The sequence below is a fragment of the Ancylobacter rudongensis genome (assembly GCF_900100155.1).
Classification (GTDB): Bacteria; Pseudomonadota; Alphaproteobacteria; order Rhizobiales; family Xanthobacteraceae; genus Ancylobacter; species Ancylobacter rudongensis.
Window position 1 is genome coordinate 16,961 of the sequence record NZ_FMTP01000001.1, and the last position, 14,732, is coordinate 31,692.

Annotated in this window: 14 protein-coding genes; 5 read left to right on the forward strand and 9 right to left on the reverse strand. The window is 66.8% G+C overall.

Features of this window, described 5'->3' with window-relative positions; translation table 11 throughout:
* Positions 1-336 precede the first annotated feature (336 nt).
* The 5 genes from BLO63_RS00055 to BLO63_RS00075 all read left to right on the forward strand — a co-directional run bounded on the left by BLO63_RS00055 (position 337) and on the right by BLO63_RS00075 (position 5,249).
* Positions 337-987 carry a GntR family transcriptional regulator gene (locus BLO63_RS00055; RefSeq protein ID WP_091435683.1) on the forward strand — a complete coding sequence of 217 codons (651 nt, stop codon included), beginning with the start codon at positions 337-339 and terminating at the stop codon, positions 985-987.
* Entirely contained in the window at positions 984-2,543 is a 1,560-nt protein-coding gene (locus BLO63_RS00060) for a sugar ABC transporter ATP-binding protein (RefSeq protein ID WP_091435685.1), read from the forward strand. Before BLO63_RS00055 ends, BLO63_RS00060 begins: the two co-directional genes overlap by 4 nt.
* On the forward strand, positions 2,536-3,528 hold the full coding sequence (locus BLO63_RS00065) for an ABC transporter permease (RefSeq protein ID WP_091435686.1): 993 nt from the start codon (positions 2,536-2,538) through the stop codon (positions 3,526-3,528). The genes BLO63_RS00060 and BLO63_RS00065 overlap by 8 nt, the downstream gene beginning before the upstream one ends.
* Positions 3,529-3,609: 81 nt before the next feature.
* Entirely contained in the window at positions 3,610-4,560 is a 951-nt protein-coding gene (locus BLO63_RS00070) for a substrate-binding domain-containing protein (RefSeq protein WP_091435688.1), read from the forward strand.
* Positions 4,561-4,628: 68 nt separating this feature from the next.
* Positions 4,629-5,249 carry a DJ-1/PfpI family protein gene (locus BLO63_RS00075; protein ID WP_091435690.1) on the forward strand — a complete coding sequence of 207 codons (621 nt, stop codon included), beginning with the start codon at positions 4,629-4,631 and terminating at the stop codon, positions 5,247-5,249.
* 198 nt (positions 5,250-5,447) lie between these two features.
* On the opposite strand, the gene BLO63_RS00080 is transcribed toward BLO63_RS00075, so the two are convergent.
* From BLO63_RS00080 to BLO63_RS00120, 9 genes are all read right to left on the reverse strand, one after another.
* On the reverse strand, positions 5,448-6,233 hold the full coding sequence (locus BLO63_RS00080; RefSeq protein ID WP_091435692.1) for a creatininase: 786 nt from the start codon (positions 6,231-6,233) through the stop codon (positions 5,448-5,450).
* Positions 6,234-6,253: 20 nt separating this feature from the next.
* Positions 6,254-7,771 carry an amidohydrolase family protein gene (locus tag BLO63_RS00085; protein WP_091435694.1) on the reverse strand — a complete coding sequence of 506 codons (1,518 nt, stop codon included), beginning with the start codon at positions 7,769-7,771 and terminating at the stop codon, positions 6,254-6,256.
* 17 nt (positions 7,772-7,788) lie between these two features.
* Positions 7,789-8,874 carry an ABC transporter ATP-binding protein gene (locus tag BLO63_RS00090; protein ID WP_244517523.1) on the reverse strand — a complete coding sequence of 362 codons (1,086 nt, stop codon included), beginning with the start codon at positions 8,872-8,874 and terminating at the stop codon, positions 7,789-7,791.
* 5 nt (positions 8,875-8,879) lie between these two features.
* Positions 8,880-9,680: an ABC transporter permease gene (locus BLO63_RS00095; RefSeq protein WP_244517525.1), complete on the reverse strand. Its 801-nt coding sequence runs from the start codon at positions 9,678-9,680 to the stop codon at positions 8,880-8,882.
* A gap of 2 nt (positions 9,681-9,682) precedes the next feature.
* On the reverse strand, positions 9,683-10,591 hold the full coding sequence (locus tag BLO63_RS00100) for an ABC transporter permease (protein WP_244517527.1): 909 nt from the start codon (positions 10,589-10,591) through the stop codon (positions 9,683-9,685).
* A gap of 66 nt (positions 10,592-10,657) precedes the next feature.
* A complete protein-coding gene (locus BLO63_RS00105; RefSeq protein ID WP_091435698.1) occupies positions 10,658-11,821 on the reverse strand; it encodes an ABC transporter substrate-binding protein in 1,164 nt (387 codons plus the stop codon).
* Between the two features lie 43 nt (positions 11,822-11,864).
* Positions 11,865-12,341 carry a nucleoside deaminase gene (locus BLO63_RS00110; RefSeq protein WP_091435700.1) on the reverse strand — a complete coding sequence of 159 codons (477 nt, stop codon included), beginning with the start codon at positions 12,339-12,341 and terminating at the stop codon, positions 11,865-11,867.
* Positions 12,338-13,771 carry an amidase family protein gene (locus BLO63_RS00115; protein WP_091435702.1) on the reverse strand — a complete coding sequence of 478 codons (1,434 nt, stop codon included), beginning with the start codon at positions 13,769-13,771 and terminating at the stop codon, positions 12,338-12,340. The genes BLO63_RS00110 and BLO63_RS00115 overlap by 4 nt, the downstream gene beginning before the upstream one ends.
* 26 nt (positions 13,772-13,797) lie before the next feature.
* On the reverse strand, positions 13,798-14,493 hold the full coding sequence (locus BLO63_RS00120) for a cyclase family protein (RefSeq protein WP_091435704.1): 696 nt from the start codon (positions 14,491-14,493) through the stop codon (positions 13,798-13,800).
* Positions 14,494-14,732: the final 239 nt, after the last annotated feature.

The following is a 14,732-nucleotide window of genomic DNA, read 5'->3' on the forward strand; positions in this document are numbered from 1 at the left end:
CGACGGGCGCGGGGCCGGCGACGGGACATGATCGGCTCCACTCCACCGGTCAGGGCGCCGTGCCCCCTCGCGCGGCGCAAGGGGCTGGACTCGGCCGAATAGACCTTCGTGCGCCACCCGGGTCGCCGAGACGTCAGCCAAAAGCCCCTCCCATGTTTCTGGTATAATGTATTCTTGCTGATCTATTCGCCTAGATAAAATCGTATATGATATCGTATTGAGTGGTGGAGAGGATCGTGCTAGCTGTTGATCTCTGTCAAGGGGCAACGCATGCGCAGTTCGAAACCTCACGCTACTTCCCGCTACCTCGCCGGAGACGGGGGATCGACGCCGGCGGTGCATCGCGGTGCCGGTCTGGCCGATGAAGTCTATGAGGCGATCTTCGCGCGTCTTATGGCGCTGAAGATTCCGCCCGGCGCCCGCATCACCGTTGATAATCTGGTGCGCGAGCTGGACGTGTCGCAGACGCCGATCCGGGAGGCGCTGGGACGGCTTGAGGGCGAGGGCCTCGTCGTCAAGACGCATCTGGTCGGTTACAGCGCCGCGCCGCAGATCACCCGCGCCCGCTTCGAGGAGCTCTACGATCTGCGCCTGCTGCTGGAGCCGGAAATGGCGGGCCGCGCCGCGTCATCCATAACCGAGCCGGCGCTCCAGGCGCTGACGGCTGCCGCCGGCGTCAATCTGCGCGGCGGCGGCAAGGATGAGCGCGCGCGCTACCCGCAATTCGCCCGCCAGGATGCCATCTTCCATGACATGATCCTTGAGATCGGCGGCAACGGCCTGGTGCGGGAAACGCTGGCGCACCAGCACACTCATTTTCACATCTTCCGCCTGATGTTCCATGCGCTCGTGACCGAGGAGGCGCTTGACGAGCATGAGGCCCTCCTCGCGGCCTTCGCCGCCCGCGATGTCGACGCCGCACGTCATGCGATGCGCGCCCATCTCGAGCGCTCGCGCGACCGCCTGTCGCCGGCCTTCGACCAATGAACGCCGCTCAAGCCCATGTCCCCGCGCCCGACGGCGGGCCGGTGCTTCGGGCCGAGCGGCTCGGCAAGGCATTCGGCGGCGTCACGGTGCTCTCGGAGGTGACGCTGGACATCCGGCCCGGCGAGATCCACGCCATCATCGGCGAGAACGGCGCCGGCAAGTCCACGCTCATGCGCCTGCTCTCCGGCTATCTCCAGCCGAGCGATGGCGAACTGCTGATGGATGGCGCGCCGATCCGCTTCCACACGCCCTCGCACGCGCAGTCGGTCGGCATCGCGCTGGTGCACCAGGAGATCCTGCTCGCAGAGGCGCTGACCGTCGCTGAGAACATCTTCATCGGCCGCGAGATCGCCCGCTTCGGCCGGCTCGACGAGCGCGCCATGCGCGAGGCCGCCGCCGCGCAGCTCGCCGCCATCGGCTGCAGCGTGTCGCCGCGCGCGCGGGTCGGCGACCTCTCCATCGCCAATCGGCAGCTGGTGCAGATCGCCAAGGCGCTGCTCGGCACCCACCGCGTGGTGATTTTCGACGAGCCGACGGCCGTGCTGACCCATGAAGAGGTCGACCCGCTGCTCGACATCATTCGCGCGCTGAAGCAGCGCGGCGTCGCCATTCTCTATATCAGCCACCGGCTGGACGAGGTGGAGCGGCTGGCCGACCGCGTCACCGTTCTGCGCGACGGCCGCATGGTCGGCACCTATGAGGCCGAGGGCCTCACCCCTCAGCGGATGGCCAGCCTGATGGTCGGGCGCGAATTCGCCAGTCTCTATCCGCCCAAGCTTGAACCGGAACTGGGCGAGCCTGCGCTCGAGATCGCCCACGCCCATGTGCCGGGCTTCGTCAACGACGTGTCGCTCACCCTGCGCAAGGGCGAGATTCTCGGCCTTGCCGGCATGATCGGCGCCGGGCGGACCGAACTTTTCGAAGGGTTGCTCGGCCTGCGGCCGGCCAGCTTCGGCGAGGTGCGCCTGCACGGCCGGCCGGTGCATTTCCGCTCCCCGGCCGAGGCCGCGCGGGCAGGGCTCGGCTATCTCACCGAGGACCGCAAGGGCAAGGGCCTGCTGCTCGGCGAGCGCCTCGCGCCAAATCTGACTCTGGCGGCGCTGGACCGGGTGCACCCCTTTGCCCGGCTCGACCTGGCGGGCGAGGCGCAGCAGCTCGACCGGGCCGTGCGCAGCTACGACATCCGCCTGCGCAGCCGCGACGCCCGCGCCGGCCAGCTCTCCGGCGGCAACCAGCAGAAGCTGCTGCTCGCCAAGGTGATGCTGAACGATCCCACTGTCCTCGTCATCGACGAGCCCACGCGCGGCATCGACATCGCCAATAAGAGCCAGATCTACGCCTTCATCCAGTCGCTGGTGCGGGAGGGGCGCTCCTGCATCGTCATCTCCTCGGAGATGCAGGAACTGATCGGCCTGTGCGACCGCATCCTGGTTATGCGCTCCGGCCGGATCAACGGGGAACTCTCCGGCGACGCCATGTCGGAGAGCAATGTCGCGCTTTACGCCACCAGCAGCGTGGCGCGTGAACGCGCCTTAGAGGAAAACGCCCATGGCTGATGTCGCCGCCGCGCCCCCGCGCGCCCAGCATAACTGGTCCATCGGCTGGGGCGATGCCGGCCCCTTCCTGGCGCTCGCCGCGCTGGTGGCGATCGGCTACCTCATCAATCCCGATTTCCTGTCGGCCAACAACATCGCCAACGTCGTTACCCGCAGCGCCTTCATCGCCATCATCGCGATCGGCGCGACCTTCGTAATCTCGTCCGGCGGGCTCGATTTGTCGGTCGGCTCGATGGCGGCCTTCATCACCGGGGTGATGATCCTTTTCATGAACACGGTGGCGCCGAGCGTCGGTACGGCGGCGATTCCGCTCGGCATGGCGGTGGCGCTTGTCACCGGCATCGCCTGCGGCCTGCTCAACGGCACCATTGTCACGGTCGGGCGCATCGAGCCTTTCATCGCCACGCTCGGCACGATGGGCATTTTCCGCGCCCTCATCACCTACATGACCGATGGTGGCACGGTGGCGATCGACCGCAGCCTGCGCGATGCCTATCGCCCGGTCTATTTTGGCGACGTGCTTGGTGTGCCGATCCCGATCCTCGTCTCGCTCGCCGTCGCGCTGGTCGCCGCCTATGTGCTCTACCGCACGCGCTATGGACGGCGCTGCGTGGCGGTGGGCGCCAATGAGGACGTGGCGCGCTATTCCGGCATCTCGGTCACCCGCATCCGCATCACCGCCTATGTGATCCAGGGCGCCTGCGTGGCCATCGCCGCCATCTGCTACGTGCCCCGGCTCGGCGCAGCGACGCCGACCACCGGCCTGCTGTGGGAACTTCAGGTGATCACCGCCGTGGTCATCGGCGGCACCGCGCTACGCGGCGGGCGCGGGCGCGTCTGGGGCACGGTGGCCGGCGCGGTGATCCTCGAATTCATCGCCAACCTGATGGTCCTTTCCGATTTCGTCTCCGAGTACCTCGTCGCCGCGGTTCAGGGCGTCATCATCATCATCGCCATGCTGATCCAGCGGATGTCGAAGAGGTAGCGGACTGAGAACCGGGGCGCGCGAGGCAGCCGCGACGCGCCGGGCAGCAATCAAGACTGCCGCACCTGGTGGAGGAAACACATGCTCAGGAATGCTCTCATTGCCGCTGGGGTGACGGCCGCGCTGCTGGCGACCGGCCCGGCTTCAGCCGCCGAGAAGAAGGTCATCGCCGTCTCCATTCCCGCCGCCGACCATGGCTGGACCGCCGGCGTGGTCTACCACGCCAATGCCGCCGCCAAGGAGATCAACAAGGCCTTCCCCGGCATCGAGGTGATCGTGAAGACCTCGCCCTCGGCCAGCGCGCAGGTGAGCGCCATCGAGGACATGTCGGCCACGCGCAAGATGGACGCGCTGGTGATCCTGCCGCACAGCTCCGAGGAGCTGACCACCCCGGTCAAGACCATCAAGGAGAAGGGGACCTTCATCACCGTGGTCGACCGCGGCCTGAACGACCCGCACATCCAGGACCTCTATGTCGCCGGCGACAATATCGCCGTCGGCTTCAACACCGCGAAGTTCCTCGTCGAGAAGATGGGCGGCAAGGGCAATCTCGTCGTGCTGCGCGGCATCCCGACCGTCATTGATGACGAGCGCATCAAGGGCTTCCAGGACGGGATCAAGGGTTCCGACCTGAAGATCCTCGATATCCAGTACGCCAACTGGAACAGCGACGAAGCCTTCAAGCTGATGCAGGACTATCTCGCCAAATACCCGCAGATCGACGCGGTGTGGGCCAATGACGACGACATGCTGCTCGGCGTGCTGGAAGCGATCAAGCAGTCCGGCCGCAAGGACATCAAGTTCGCGCTCGGCGGCAACGGCATGAAGGAGATCATCGAGAAGGTGAAGGCGGGCGACGCCATGACCCCGGTCGAGACGCCCTATCCGCCCTCGATGATCAAGACCGCGATCTATCTCACGGCCGCGCATTTCGCCGGCCACGCCCCGGTGCGTGGCGCGCTCAAGCTCGATGCGCCGCTGATCACCAAGGACAATGCCGAGGAATACTACTTCCCCGACTCGCCGTTCTGACCCTTACCCCATCGGCCGGGCGGGCAAGGACCTTGCCCGGCCCCTCACAATGAGCGGAGGTACTCATCATGCCGGGCAAGAAAATCCTGATGCTGACGGGCGAATTCACTGAGGAATACGAGATCTTCGTGTTCCAGCAGGGCATGGAAGCGGTCGGCCACACCGTTCACGTCGTCTGCCCCGACAAGAAGGCCGGCGACAAGATCCAGACCTCGCTGCACGATTTCGAGGGGCACCAGACCTATATCGAGCGCTATGGCCACCTCGCCGACATCAACAAGACCTTCTCCGAAGTAAAGCTCGACGAGTATGACGCCGTCTACTGCGCCGGTGGGCGCGGGCCGGAATATATCCGCACCGACAAGCGCATCCAGGCGATGGTCCGGCACTTCCACGAGACCGGCAAGCCGATCTTCACCATCTGCCACGGCGCGCAGATCCTGATGGCGGTGGACGGGGTGCTGACCGGCAAGCGGGTTGGGGCGCTCGGCGCCTGCGAGCCGGAAGTGAGGCTGGCGGGCGGCATTTATGTCGACCTCTCGCCCACGGAGGCGCTGGTCGACGGCAATATGGTCTCCGCCAAGGGCTGGACGGCGCTGGCCGCCTTCATGCGCGAATGCCTGAAGGTGCTCGGCACTGAAATCCGCCATTCCGACAACGTGCCGGCGGTCGCGACGCGGGCGGCGTAGCGTCCGCGAACCCCGGGCGCTCGGGAAGGCGCCCGGGGTTCGCTCGATCTGTCGCCTTCCATATCGTTGAACGTGAGCCGATGAAGCGCCTTTGACGTCCCGGCCCGTGTCGCGGGGCGCGGCTCTTGCGGCAGCGGCGGCTTTGAATCGCGGCACCCCGCGCCGGGCGGGATGTTTCAACCCGCCGTGTCGCGCGGCTTACGCCGAAGGCGGGCCGAAGACCTCCCGCAGGCTCGCGGCAATGTCGGGCACCACCTGCGCCAGCACGACCGCGCCTTTTTCCGCCGAGGACGATTTGGCGGAGGACAGAACGCCGGTGGGCGGGATCGGGCGGGTGTCGAAGGGATACACGTCGTAAGGCGGGAAGACGGCGGCGGGATCGTCGGGGATGCTGTCCTGCCGGACCAGGTCGGGCCGCACATGCAGCATGATCGAGGTTTCCATGACCGCGGCGTGTTCGAGTTCCCAGCTGGGAAACCCGTCGGGAAACAGCACCGCCTCGGTCGCCTTGTTAATGAAATCCCAATAGCCGAGCTTGACGATCTTCACGTCGGTGCGGCCCAGCATCGCCTGGTCGCGCAGCGCGAGGTCGGCCGCTTCGACCAGGAACCAGGCATTTTCCATATGCCCGTCGAACAGCACGATCTTGCGCGCGCCATGGCGGACCAGCTCGTTGACGATGTTGCGCACCAGAGCGATGAACACGCTGGCGTCTAAGCTCAGCGTGCCGGGGAAATGGTTGCCGCCGCCGGATTTCGGCTGCGACTTGTAGCCATAGCTCACCGCCGGGGCGACCATGCCGCCGACCTCAGCCGCCACCGCCTCCGCGACGCTGACGGGCAGGATCACATCGGTCAGCAGCGGCAGGTGTGGGCCGTGCTGCTCGACCGAGCCGGTGGGCAGGAAGACGATGGGGTTCTCCTTCACCCGGTCGGCGAATTCGTACCAGGTCATGTCGGCGATACGGACGGTGGGGGTGCTCATCGCGGGGGCTCCGTCGGGGGTCATGCCGGCCACATGTCGCTGGTGCCGACCAGACGGTGAATGCCGAGGTCGACCTGGTTGCAGCGGCGGTGGATGGCGTCGAAAGCCGGGGCGAAGGCGCGGTTCGCCGCCTCGACGCCGGAATGGTAGTCATTAAAGGCGGGCATCAGCGAGCGCAGCTCGGCCAGCAGCGCCTTCTCGTCGATCTTGGTCAGCTGGCCGTTCTCGACCACGATCTCGCCATTGACCATCACCTTCTCGATCGACGAGCCGTTCTCGCTGTAGACGAGGTGGTTGAGGATGTCGTGGCGCGGGGTGAAGCACACCGTGTCGAGGTTGATGACCAGCAGGTCCGCCTTCTTGCCCGCTTCCAGCGAGCCGGTCTCATGGCCGATCAGCGCGCTCCTGGCGCCCGCCAATGTGCAGGCGTGCAGCACTTCGGCGGAGCTGAGCCACTGGGTGTAGTCGGGCGTCGTCACCTTGTGGATCAGGCCGCAGGCATGCATCACGTCGAACATGCGCGGCGTGTCGTTGGTGGAAATGCCGTCCGAGCCGAGCGCGACATTGACCCCGGCGCTGAGCAGCTGGCGCACCGGCGCGACGCCAGCGCCGAGCTTCTGGTTGGAGATGGTGTTGTGCACCACCGACACGCCGGCCTCGCCCATCAGGCCGATGTCGTCCTCGCTCACCCAGATCGAATGGGCGATGGTGGTGCCTGCGTGCATCAGGCCGAGATCGGCCATGTAGCGCATCAGCGACTTGCCATACATCGCCGGGCCGGTGACGCCCTGCACCTTGGTCTCGACGATATGGGTGTGGAACGGCACCTGCCATTCCAGCGCCAGCGCGTTCACCGCCTGCATCAGCTCCGGCGTGCAGCGCTGCGGCGCGGAGGGGGCGAGCATGAAGCGGATGCGGCCCGAGCGGCCATGGAACTGGGCATAGGCCTCCTTGGCGAAGGCGAGGTACTCGTCGGTCGTCGGCGGGGTGAGCTTGGCCACTTCCGCCTGCAGCTCGGCCGAGACATGCTCGCGGGAGAACGGGATGGAATCGAGGAAGTCGCGGTCCATCACATGGCCGGAGACGGTGGCGCGGATGCCCGCATCGTCATAGGCCGACACCGCCGCGCCGAGTTGGGCGAGCGACTGGCGCGGCGCCTCGAAAATATCGTCGGTCAGGCAGGTGACGCCGGTTTTCAGCGACTCGATCGCCACCACCATGCTGCGCAGATAGATCATGCGCTCGCTCAGCGCCTTGGCACCAAGGATCGGGTAGGCGTAGAGCATCCACAGTTCGAGCGGCAGGTTGTCGTAGCGGCTCTTGAACAGCGCCTCGCCCGAATGAAGATGCGCGTTGACGAGGCCCGGCATCACCAGCTTGCCGCTGCCGTCGACGACCGTGGCGCCTTCCGGCACGGGCAGGTCGGCGCCAATGGCCTTGATCCGGTCGCCCTCGACATGGACATCGCCGAGGAAAGGGGTGCTGCCATTCGGGCCGCCCATGGCGAGCACGGTGGCGCCGCGGATGAAGGTCGACATCGCATTCACTCCATAAATCAGGCAGGCAGAAAGAAGCCCTGGCTTGGCGACCAGCGGGCGACGACCGGCTGGCCGACGGCCAGCGGGGTGTTTTCCATCTCGTGCAGCGAGCGCTGGGCGCGCAGTTCGCCGCCGCCCTCGGTCTCCAGGAAGACGGTGACGGTCGAGCCGACGAACTCCACCGTGACGACGCGGGCCGCCACCTCATTGCCGCTGCCGGTGCTTTCTGCGGCCAGTTCGATCCGGTCGGCCGGCACCACCAGCGTGGCGGCGGCGCCGGTGACGATGCCGGCCTCGGTGGGGGCGGGCGCATGAACCGTGCCCACCGGGCCGACGAGGGCGATCGAGCCGTCCGCCTCGACGCACGCCGTGCCGGTGAAGATGTTGTTGCCGCCGACGAATTCGGCGACAAAACGATTGGCGGCGCGGCGGTGGATCTCGCGCGGCGCGCCGATCTGCTGGATGCGCCCCTCATTCATGATCACCACCCGGTCGGCCATGGCGAAGGCCTCGGAATGGCTGTGGGTGACGCAGATGAAGGTGATGCCGAGTTCGCGATGCAGCCGCACGAGTTCGGACTGCATTCGCACCCGCAAATGCGGGTCGAGCGCGCTGAGCGGCTCGTCCAGCAGCAGCATTTCCGGCTCCAGCGCCAGCGCCCGGGCGAGCGCGACCCGCTGGCGCTGGCCACCGGAAAGCTGGTCGACGCCGCGCTCGGCAAGGCCGGCGATGCCGAGCCGTTCCATCCACTCATCCGCCTTCTTGCGGCGCTCAGTGGCGGGCAGCCGGCGCTGCTTGAGCCCGAACTCGACGTTCTTGCGCACGGAGAGGAAGGGGAACAGCGCGTAGCTCTGCCACACCAGCGGCGCGTCGCGCTCCCAGGGGGCGTCCTCGTTGAGGCGGCGGCCCCAGAGCCGGATTTCCCCTGAGGTCGGCTGGTCGAGGCCGGCGATCATCCGCAGCGTCGTGGTCTTGCCGCAGCCGGAGGGGCCCATCAGCGCGATGAACTCGCCCTTGTCGATGGTGAAGGAGACATCGGCCACGGCGGCGTGGTTGCCATATTGCTTGGCGACACGGTCGATCTCGATCATGGGGGCGGCCATGCGCGTCATCCTTTCTTTCGGGCGGCGCGGCCGGACATGCGTCCGAGCAGCATCTGGGCAAGCACGATGAGGGTGATGCTGACGCCGAACACGATGGCGCCGATGGCGTTGATGCGCGGGCTGACCTGCCCCTGCAGCATGGCGAGCACCCGCACCGGCAGCGTCTCGTTCACCCCCGAGACGAACCAGGCGATCATGAACTCGTCGAAGGAGACAGCGGCGGTGAGGAAGATCGCGGCGAGGATCGCGGGAGCGCAGAACGGCACGATAACGCCGAACATGGTGGCCCAGGGCGAGGCGCCGAGATTCCACGCCGCGCGCTCGATATCGGGGTCGAGATCGGCGAGCCGCATCCGCACCAGCGCCATGGCGAAGGGCGTGCTCAGCACGACATGGCCGACAATGATGCCCGGAAGGGTCCCCGACAGCCCGACCCGGCCCTCGAAGGTGAGCAGCGCCACGCCGAGAATGACCACCGGCACGGTCGGCGGCAGGGCGGCGAGGGCGAGATAGACCGACTTGCCGAGGAAGCGGTAGCGGTAATCGACATAGGCGGCGGAGAAGCCGAGGAAGGTGGCGATGACGCAGGTGACGCCGGCCACAATGAGGCTGTTGATCAGCCCGCGCTGGATGGTCGCGTCGGCGAAGATCGCCTCGTACCATTGCAGGCTGAAACCGCCCCAGGGCAGGCTGGGAAAGCGGTCGGCATTGAAGGAGAACACGATGGTCGAGACGATGGGCGCGAAGATGAAGGCGAACACCACGCCCGTATAAGCGAGGAGAAGAAGGCGGCGGAGCGCGGCCATGCTCATGGCCTCTCCTTCCGCCGGCCATAGGCGAGGCCGATCATGACCAGCATCACCACCATCAGCGTCACGATCATCATCACCGCGACCACCGAGGCGCGCGGCCAGTTATTGCCGGATTTCACCTGGTCGGCGATGAGGATGCTGAGCGTGGGGGGCCGGGAGCCGCCGAGATAGGTCGGCGCCACATAGTCGCCGAAGGCCAGCACGAAGGCGAAGGTGCCGGCGACGATCAGGCCGATGCGGGCCGAGGGAATGATCACCGTCCCGATGGTGCGAAAGCGGCCGCAGCCGAGATTATGCGCCGCCTCGATCAGCGTGCGCGGCACATTGGCGAGCGCGAAGGTCTGCAGCAGCACCACCAGCGGCAAAGTGAGCACGAGATAGCCCACCACCGTGCCGGTCGGCGTGTTCAGCACCTGCAGCGGCCCGAGCCCGAGCGGCGCGAGGACGGTGTTGATGATGCCCTGCGGGCTGAAGAAGATCTGGGTGGAATAGATCCGGACGGGGTAGCTGGTGAAGAACGGTACCACCAGCATGAAGATCATGAAGCGCCGGGTCGCCGGGCTGACCTTGTAGGCCAGCGTATAGGCGGCCGGAAACGCCGCCACGCTGGCAATCACCGCCGTCAGGGCGGAGAGCCAGAAGGTGTAGACATAGGCGTTGCGGAAGAAGCCGGCGTTGAGGATGAAGGTCCAGTTGGCCAGCGTCGCGTCGGGCGTCAGGCGGAAACTCTTCACCGACCAGAAGGTCATGGCGACGAGGAAGCCGAGCGGCACCAGGAAGAACGCGGCCTGCCACAGCGCCGGCGGCGCCCCCCAGAACATGGCGAAGCGGGCCGCTGTCGCGCGCCGCGACGTGGCCGTGAAGGGGGCGGTTCCGGTGTCCGGCGTGGGCAAGGGTTCGCTCATGAAGGCTTCGGGAGGCGTGCAGGAAGAGGGGGCAGGCGGCGCATGGCCGCCTGCCGCGCGCATGGGCTACATCGACTTGAATTCGGACCAGACGTCGTTCCACTGCTCGATGCTCTGCTGCACCGGCGTCTTGCGGATGTAGATCTTGCCGTCCTTGTACTCGTCCATGACGTTGCGGGCGTCGAAGGTGTGGCGCAGCGCCTTCGCCTCGGCCTGATGGTCCTTGTTCAGCAGCTCCCAGCCCTTCTTGTTGGGGATGGAGGCCCAGTAGGCCGGCATGATCGAGGAGCGCACCTGGCCTTCCGGCGAGGACATGTACTGGATGAAGGCCTTGGCGAGGTCCTTCTTGGTCGAGGACGAGACGATGGACATCGACTCGGTCCACTGGATGCCGCCCTCGTCCGGCACGGTGGCCGAAACAGGCACGCCGCTCTTCTGCAGCAGCAGCACCACCCAGTCGCCGACGCCGGGAATGGCGGCGGCGGTGCCGTTGGTCAGCATCGAGAACTGGTCGGCCATTGAATAGAAGCCGGCGGTCTGCGGCTTCAGCGAGAACAGCGTCTCCTTCAGCTTGCCGAAGGCGGCGTCGGAAATGTCGAAGGGCGGCTTGTTGCCGTCATAGAGGCTGAGGCAGCCCATGGTCGGCAGGTACCAGTCGAAGAAGCCGAGCTTGCCCTTGATCTTGGGGTCCCACAGCGCCTTGTAGGACTTCACGTCGGCTTCCGAGAGCACGTCGGTGCGGTAGGCGATGCCGAGATAGCCGAAGCGGATCAGCACGGAATAGAGATCCTCGCCGACCCAGTGCGGCTCGAACTTCTGGAACTCCGGCCAGTAATCGGCGAGTGGGTAGTCGGCCGGGTTCATCTTGTCGATGAAGCCGCCCTCTTTTAGCATGTGGATATATTCGGCATCGGCCAGCACCACGTCGAAGGAGCCGGGAGGCGACTGGTTCATCAGCGCCAGCATCGGCTCGCCGCCGACATATTCCTTGGCGACGACCTTGACGCCATACTTGTCCTCGAAAGGCTTCACCACCGCCGGGTCGGCATGGCCGGGCCAGGAGAGCAGGTTCAGCACCTTGTCCTGGGCATAGGCCGGCTCGGGGGCGGTGGCGGTCACGCCGAGCGCGGCGGCGCCGGCGAGCACGCTGGCGCCCTGGAGCAGCCGGCGGCGGTTCATCGGGTGCAGCAGCGCCCGGAAATCGGTGATCGGGCCGTCGAACTCGTTCATGTCGTCGTCTCCATCGGGAAGGTCGTTTTGATTGGGCCGGCACTCACTGGAACGAACTGAAGCCCGGCGAGGCCGCCCATTCGTCGAGGACCTCGCGCGCCTCGGTGGGGAGCAGGCGTTCGGCGGTGAGGGTGCGTTCGTGCAGGTCGCTGCGGACCATGTTGGTCAGCGGTTCCAGCTTGAAGCCGATATCCGCGCAGTCCTTCAGCGTATTGGCGTAATAGAGCCGGCTGATCTTCGCCCAGAACATCGAGGCGACGCACATCTCGCAGGGCTCGCAGGTGGTGTAGAGATCGCAGCCGCTGAGGTCCCAGCTCTTCAGGTTCCGGCCGGCGTCGCGGATTGCCTCGACCTCGCCATGCGAGGTGGCGTCGTGATTGTTGACGACATTGTTCACGCCTTCGCCGACGATCACCCCGTCCTTGACGATGACGCAGCCGAACGGCGCCGATCCGTCCGCCCGCATCTTGTCGCGGCTGATCTCGATGGCACGGCGCATGAAGGTCTCGTGAGTGCTCATGATAGGGCCTCGCTGGACGGGAAGGGGCGGCGGAAGGCGGGAGGGACGAGGTCGACGGGGTCGCGCACGCGCTCGATGCCGGATGCCACGCGCACCACATCGGCCTCGCCGAGCGCGCGGCCGACGATCTGCAGCCCAACCGGCATGCCGTCGCTCGCCAGGCCGGCGCAGACCGAGGCGGCCGGCTGGCCGGTCAGGTTGAACGGGTAGGTGTAGAACACCCAGCTGACGAGGTTGCGGTCGGACAGATGCGCCGGCATGTCGACCCCGGCATCGAGCGACGTCACCGGCAGCACCGGCGAGACCAGCGCGTCATAGCGCTCGAAGAACCGGCGCATCTCCTCCCGCAGCGCGTAGCGGTCGAACACCGTGTCGTAATAGGCGCGCATCTCCTGCGCCAGCGCCGCCGCCAGCACGGCGGCGACGGCCGGGTCGAGCAGGTCGCGCTGCGTCTCCAGCACGCCGCGCAGCCGCGTGCCGACGCCGGCATAGAATTCGGCGATCCAGAGATCGGCCGGGTCGGTCGCGAACACGGTGTCGACCTGTTCGACGATCGCGCCGAGCTCTTCCAGCCGGCGTACGACCGGCTCGATGACGCGCAGCACCTCCGCGTCGGGCCGGGCATAGCCGAGGGTCGGGCTCCAGGCGATGCGCAGCCCGGCGAGGTCGGCCCCGACGGCGCCGAGCACGTCCGGCACCGGGCCGGCAACGCTGGCCGGGTCGCGCGCGTCATAGCCCGCGATCGCCGCGAACAGCAGCGCGGCATCGGCGATATCGCGGGCGATCGGGCCGACATGGGCCAGCGTCGGCGTCGCCGAGGTCGGCCACACCGGAACGCGGCCGAACTGGCCCTTGATCCCGGCAAGGCCGGTGAAGGCGCAGGGAATGCGGATCGAGCCGCCGCCATCGGTGCCGAGGGCGAAGGGGGTGATGCCGGCGGCGACGGAGGCCGCCGCGCCGGCGCTTGAGCCGCCGGGCGTCTTGTCGAGATTCCAGGGGTTGCGGGTGATACCGGTCAGCGGGCTGTCGCCGACCGGCTTGCAGCCGAACTCGCTGGTCGTGGTCTTGCCGATGAGGATGGCGCCGGCCGCCCTGGCGCGGTCCACCGCCGGCGCGTCGACCTCTGCGACAATGTCGGCCCTGGCGCGCGAGCCGGAGGCGTAGCGCTGGTCCTTTACCGCCATCAGATCCTTGGCGGAGAAGGGCAGGCCGTGCAGCGGACCCAGCGGCTCGCCGCGCATGACGGCCTCTTCCGCCCCCCGCGCATCGGCCATCGCCTCGTCTTCCATGATGAGGAAGAACGCGTTCAGCGTCCCCTGCGTCGCCGTCGCCGCGTCGAGCGCATGGCGCGTCAGCTCCACCGGCGAGACCTGGCGGCTCGCAATGAGGCTGCGCAACTCATGGGCGCTCGGCAGGTTGTGGGCGGGCACGGGGCCTCCGCGGGCGGCTTGCGGGATCAGTTGAGGATGGCGAAGGCGCGCACCGGCGAGCCGGACCCGCCCTTGAACTTCAGCGGCGCGCCGAAGAACTGGAACTCGCCCTTGCCGATGAGCGCCTCAAGGTTCACCAGCCACTCCCAGTGGCTGATGCCGAGGTCGCGGCACAGGCGATGCTGGGCGAACAGGTTGTCGGAAGGCTTGTCGGTCGAGGGGCCCTCGACGCCATGCATTTTCGAGCCGCGCGCATGGAGCCAGCGCGTGGCTTCCACCGTCAGCAGCGGGTTCTTCCACACGGAATCGAGGCCGGGATAGGTGCGCTGGTGAAAGCCGGTGCACAGCAGCACGATGTGCCCGTCCACCTTCACGCCGGCCTGCGCCTCGGCCTGCTCCATGTCGGCGACGGTGATGTCGCCGAGATCGGGAATGTGGCGCAGGTCGAAGCACACCGCCTTGCCCATGAACATCTCGAGCGGCATCTCGTCGACCGGAATGCCCTCGGGGTTCACATGGCGGAAGGCATCCACATGGGTGCCGACATGGTCGAGCATGGCGATGAAGTTGGTCTGGAACGTCATCGCGTCGCCGGGCACGCCGAGGCCGAGCGACCGGGTGTTCTCATGGCTCATATGCGTGGTGATCACCGGCCGCTGGAACAGCTTGTGAGCCGGCATATTGTCCTCGATCAGCAGGCTCAGATCGACAACACGGGACATGGGCGCTCCTTAGAAGCTGCGGAGGTGCCCGCGCGCAGCCGAGCGTCTCCGTCGCCGCCACAGGCTGGCAGCGCCGGGATCGTGCGGACGGCATTGGCATATCTCCCGAAGCCACGGGTTGCGGGGGGCTCTGCGTGGCTCGACGATGCGGAGGCTAGAGACAAGCAGCCGGCATCGGCAAAGACGATTTTCCGATCACATATATAGGTTGAGCCTATGGTTTTTATTTATAGGCAGCA

Coding starts and splice junctions, on each gene's coding strand:
- BLO63_RS00075 (WP_091435690.1), top strand. CDS start 4,629: ATGCCGGGCAAGAAAATCCTGATGCTGACGGGCGAATTCACTGAGGAA.
- BLO63_RS00085 (WP_091435694.1), bottom strand. CDS start 7,771: ATGTCGACCTTCATCCGCGGCGCCACCGTGCTCGCCATGGGCGGCCCG.
- BLO63_RS00065 (WP_091435686.1), top strand. CDS start 2,536: ATGGCTGATGTCGCCGCCGCGCCCCCGCGCGCCCAGCATAACTGGTCC.
- BLO63_RS00120 (WP_091435704.1), bottom strand. CDS start 14,493: ATGTCCCGTGTTGTCGATCTGAGCCTGCTGATCGAGGACAATATGCCG.
- BLO63_RS00100 (WP_244517527.1), bottom strand. CDS start 10,591: ATGAGCGAACCCTTGCCCACGCCGGACACCGGAACCGCCCCCTTCACG.
- BLO63_RS00060 (WP_091435685.1), top strand. CDS start 984: ATGAACGCCGCTCAAGCCCATGTCCCCGCGCCCGACGGCGGGCCGGTG.
- BLO63_RS00095 (WP_244517525.1), bottom strand. CDS start 9,680: ATGGCCGCGCTCCGCCGCCTTCTTCTCCTCGCTTATACGGGCGTGGTG.
- BLO63_RS00105 (WP_091435698.1), bottom strand. CDS start 11,821: ATGAACGAGTTCGACGGCCCGATCACCGATTTCCGGGCGCTGCTGCAC.
- BLO63_RS00110 (WP_091435700.1), bottom strand. CDS start 12,341: ATGAGCACTCACGAGACCTTCATGCGCCGTGCCATCGAGATCAGCCGC.
- BLO63_RS00080 (WP_091435692.1), bottom strand. CDS start 6,233: ATGAGCACCCCCACCGTCCGTATCGCCGACATGACCTGGTACGAATTC.
- BLO63_RS00090 (WP_244517523.1), bottom strand. CDS start 8,874: ATGGCCGCCCCCATGATCGAGATCGACCGTGTCGCCAAGCAATATGGC.
- BLO63_RS00070 (WP_091435688.1), top strand. CDS start 3,610: ATGCTCAGGAATGCTCTCATTGCCGCTGGGGTGACGGCCGCGCTGCTG.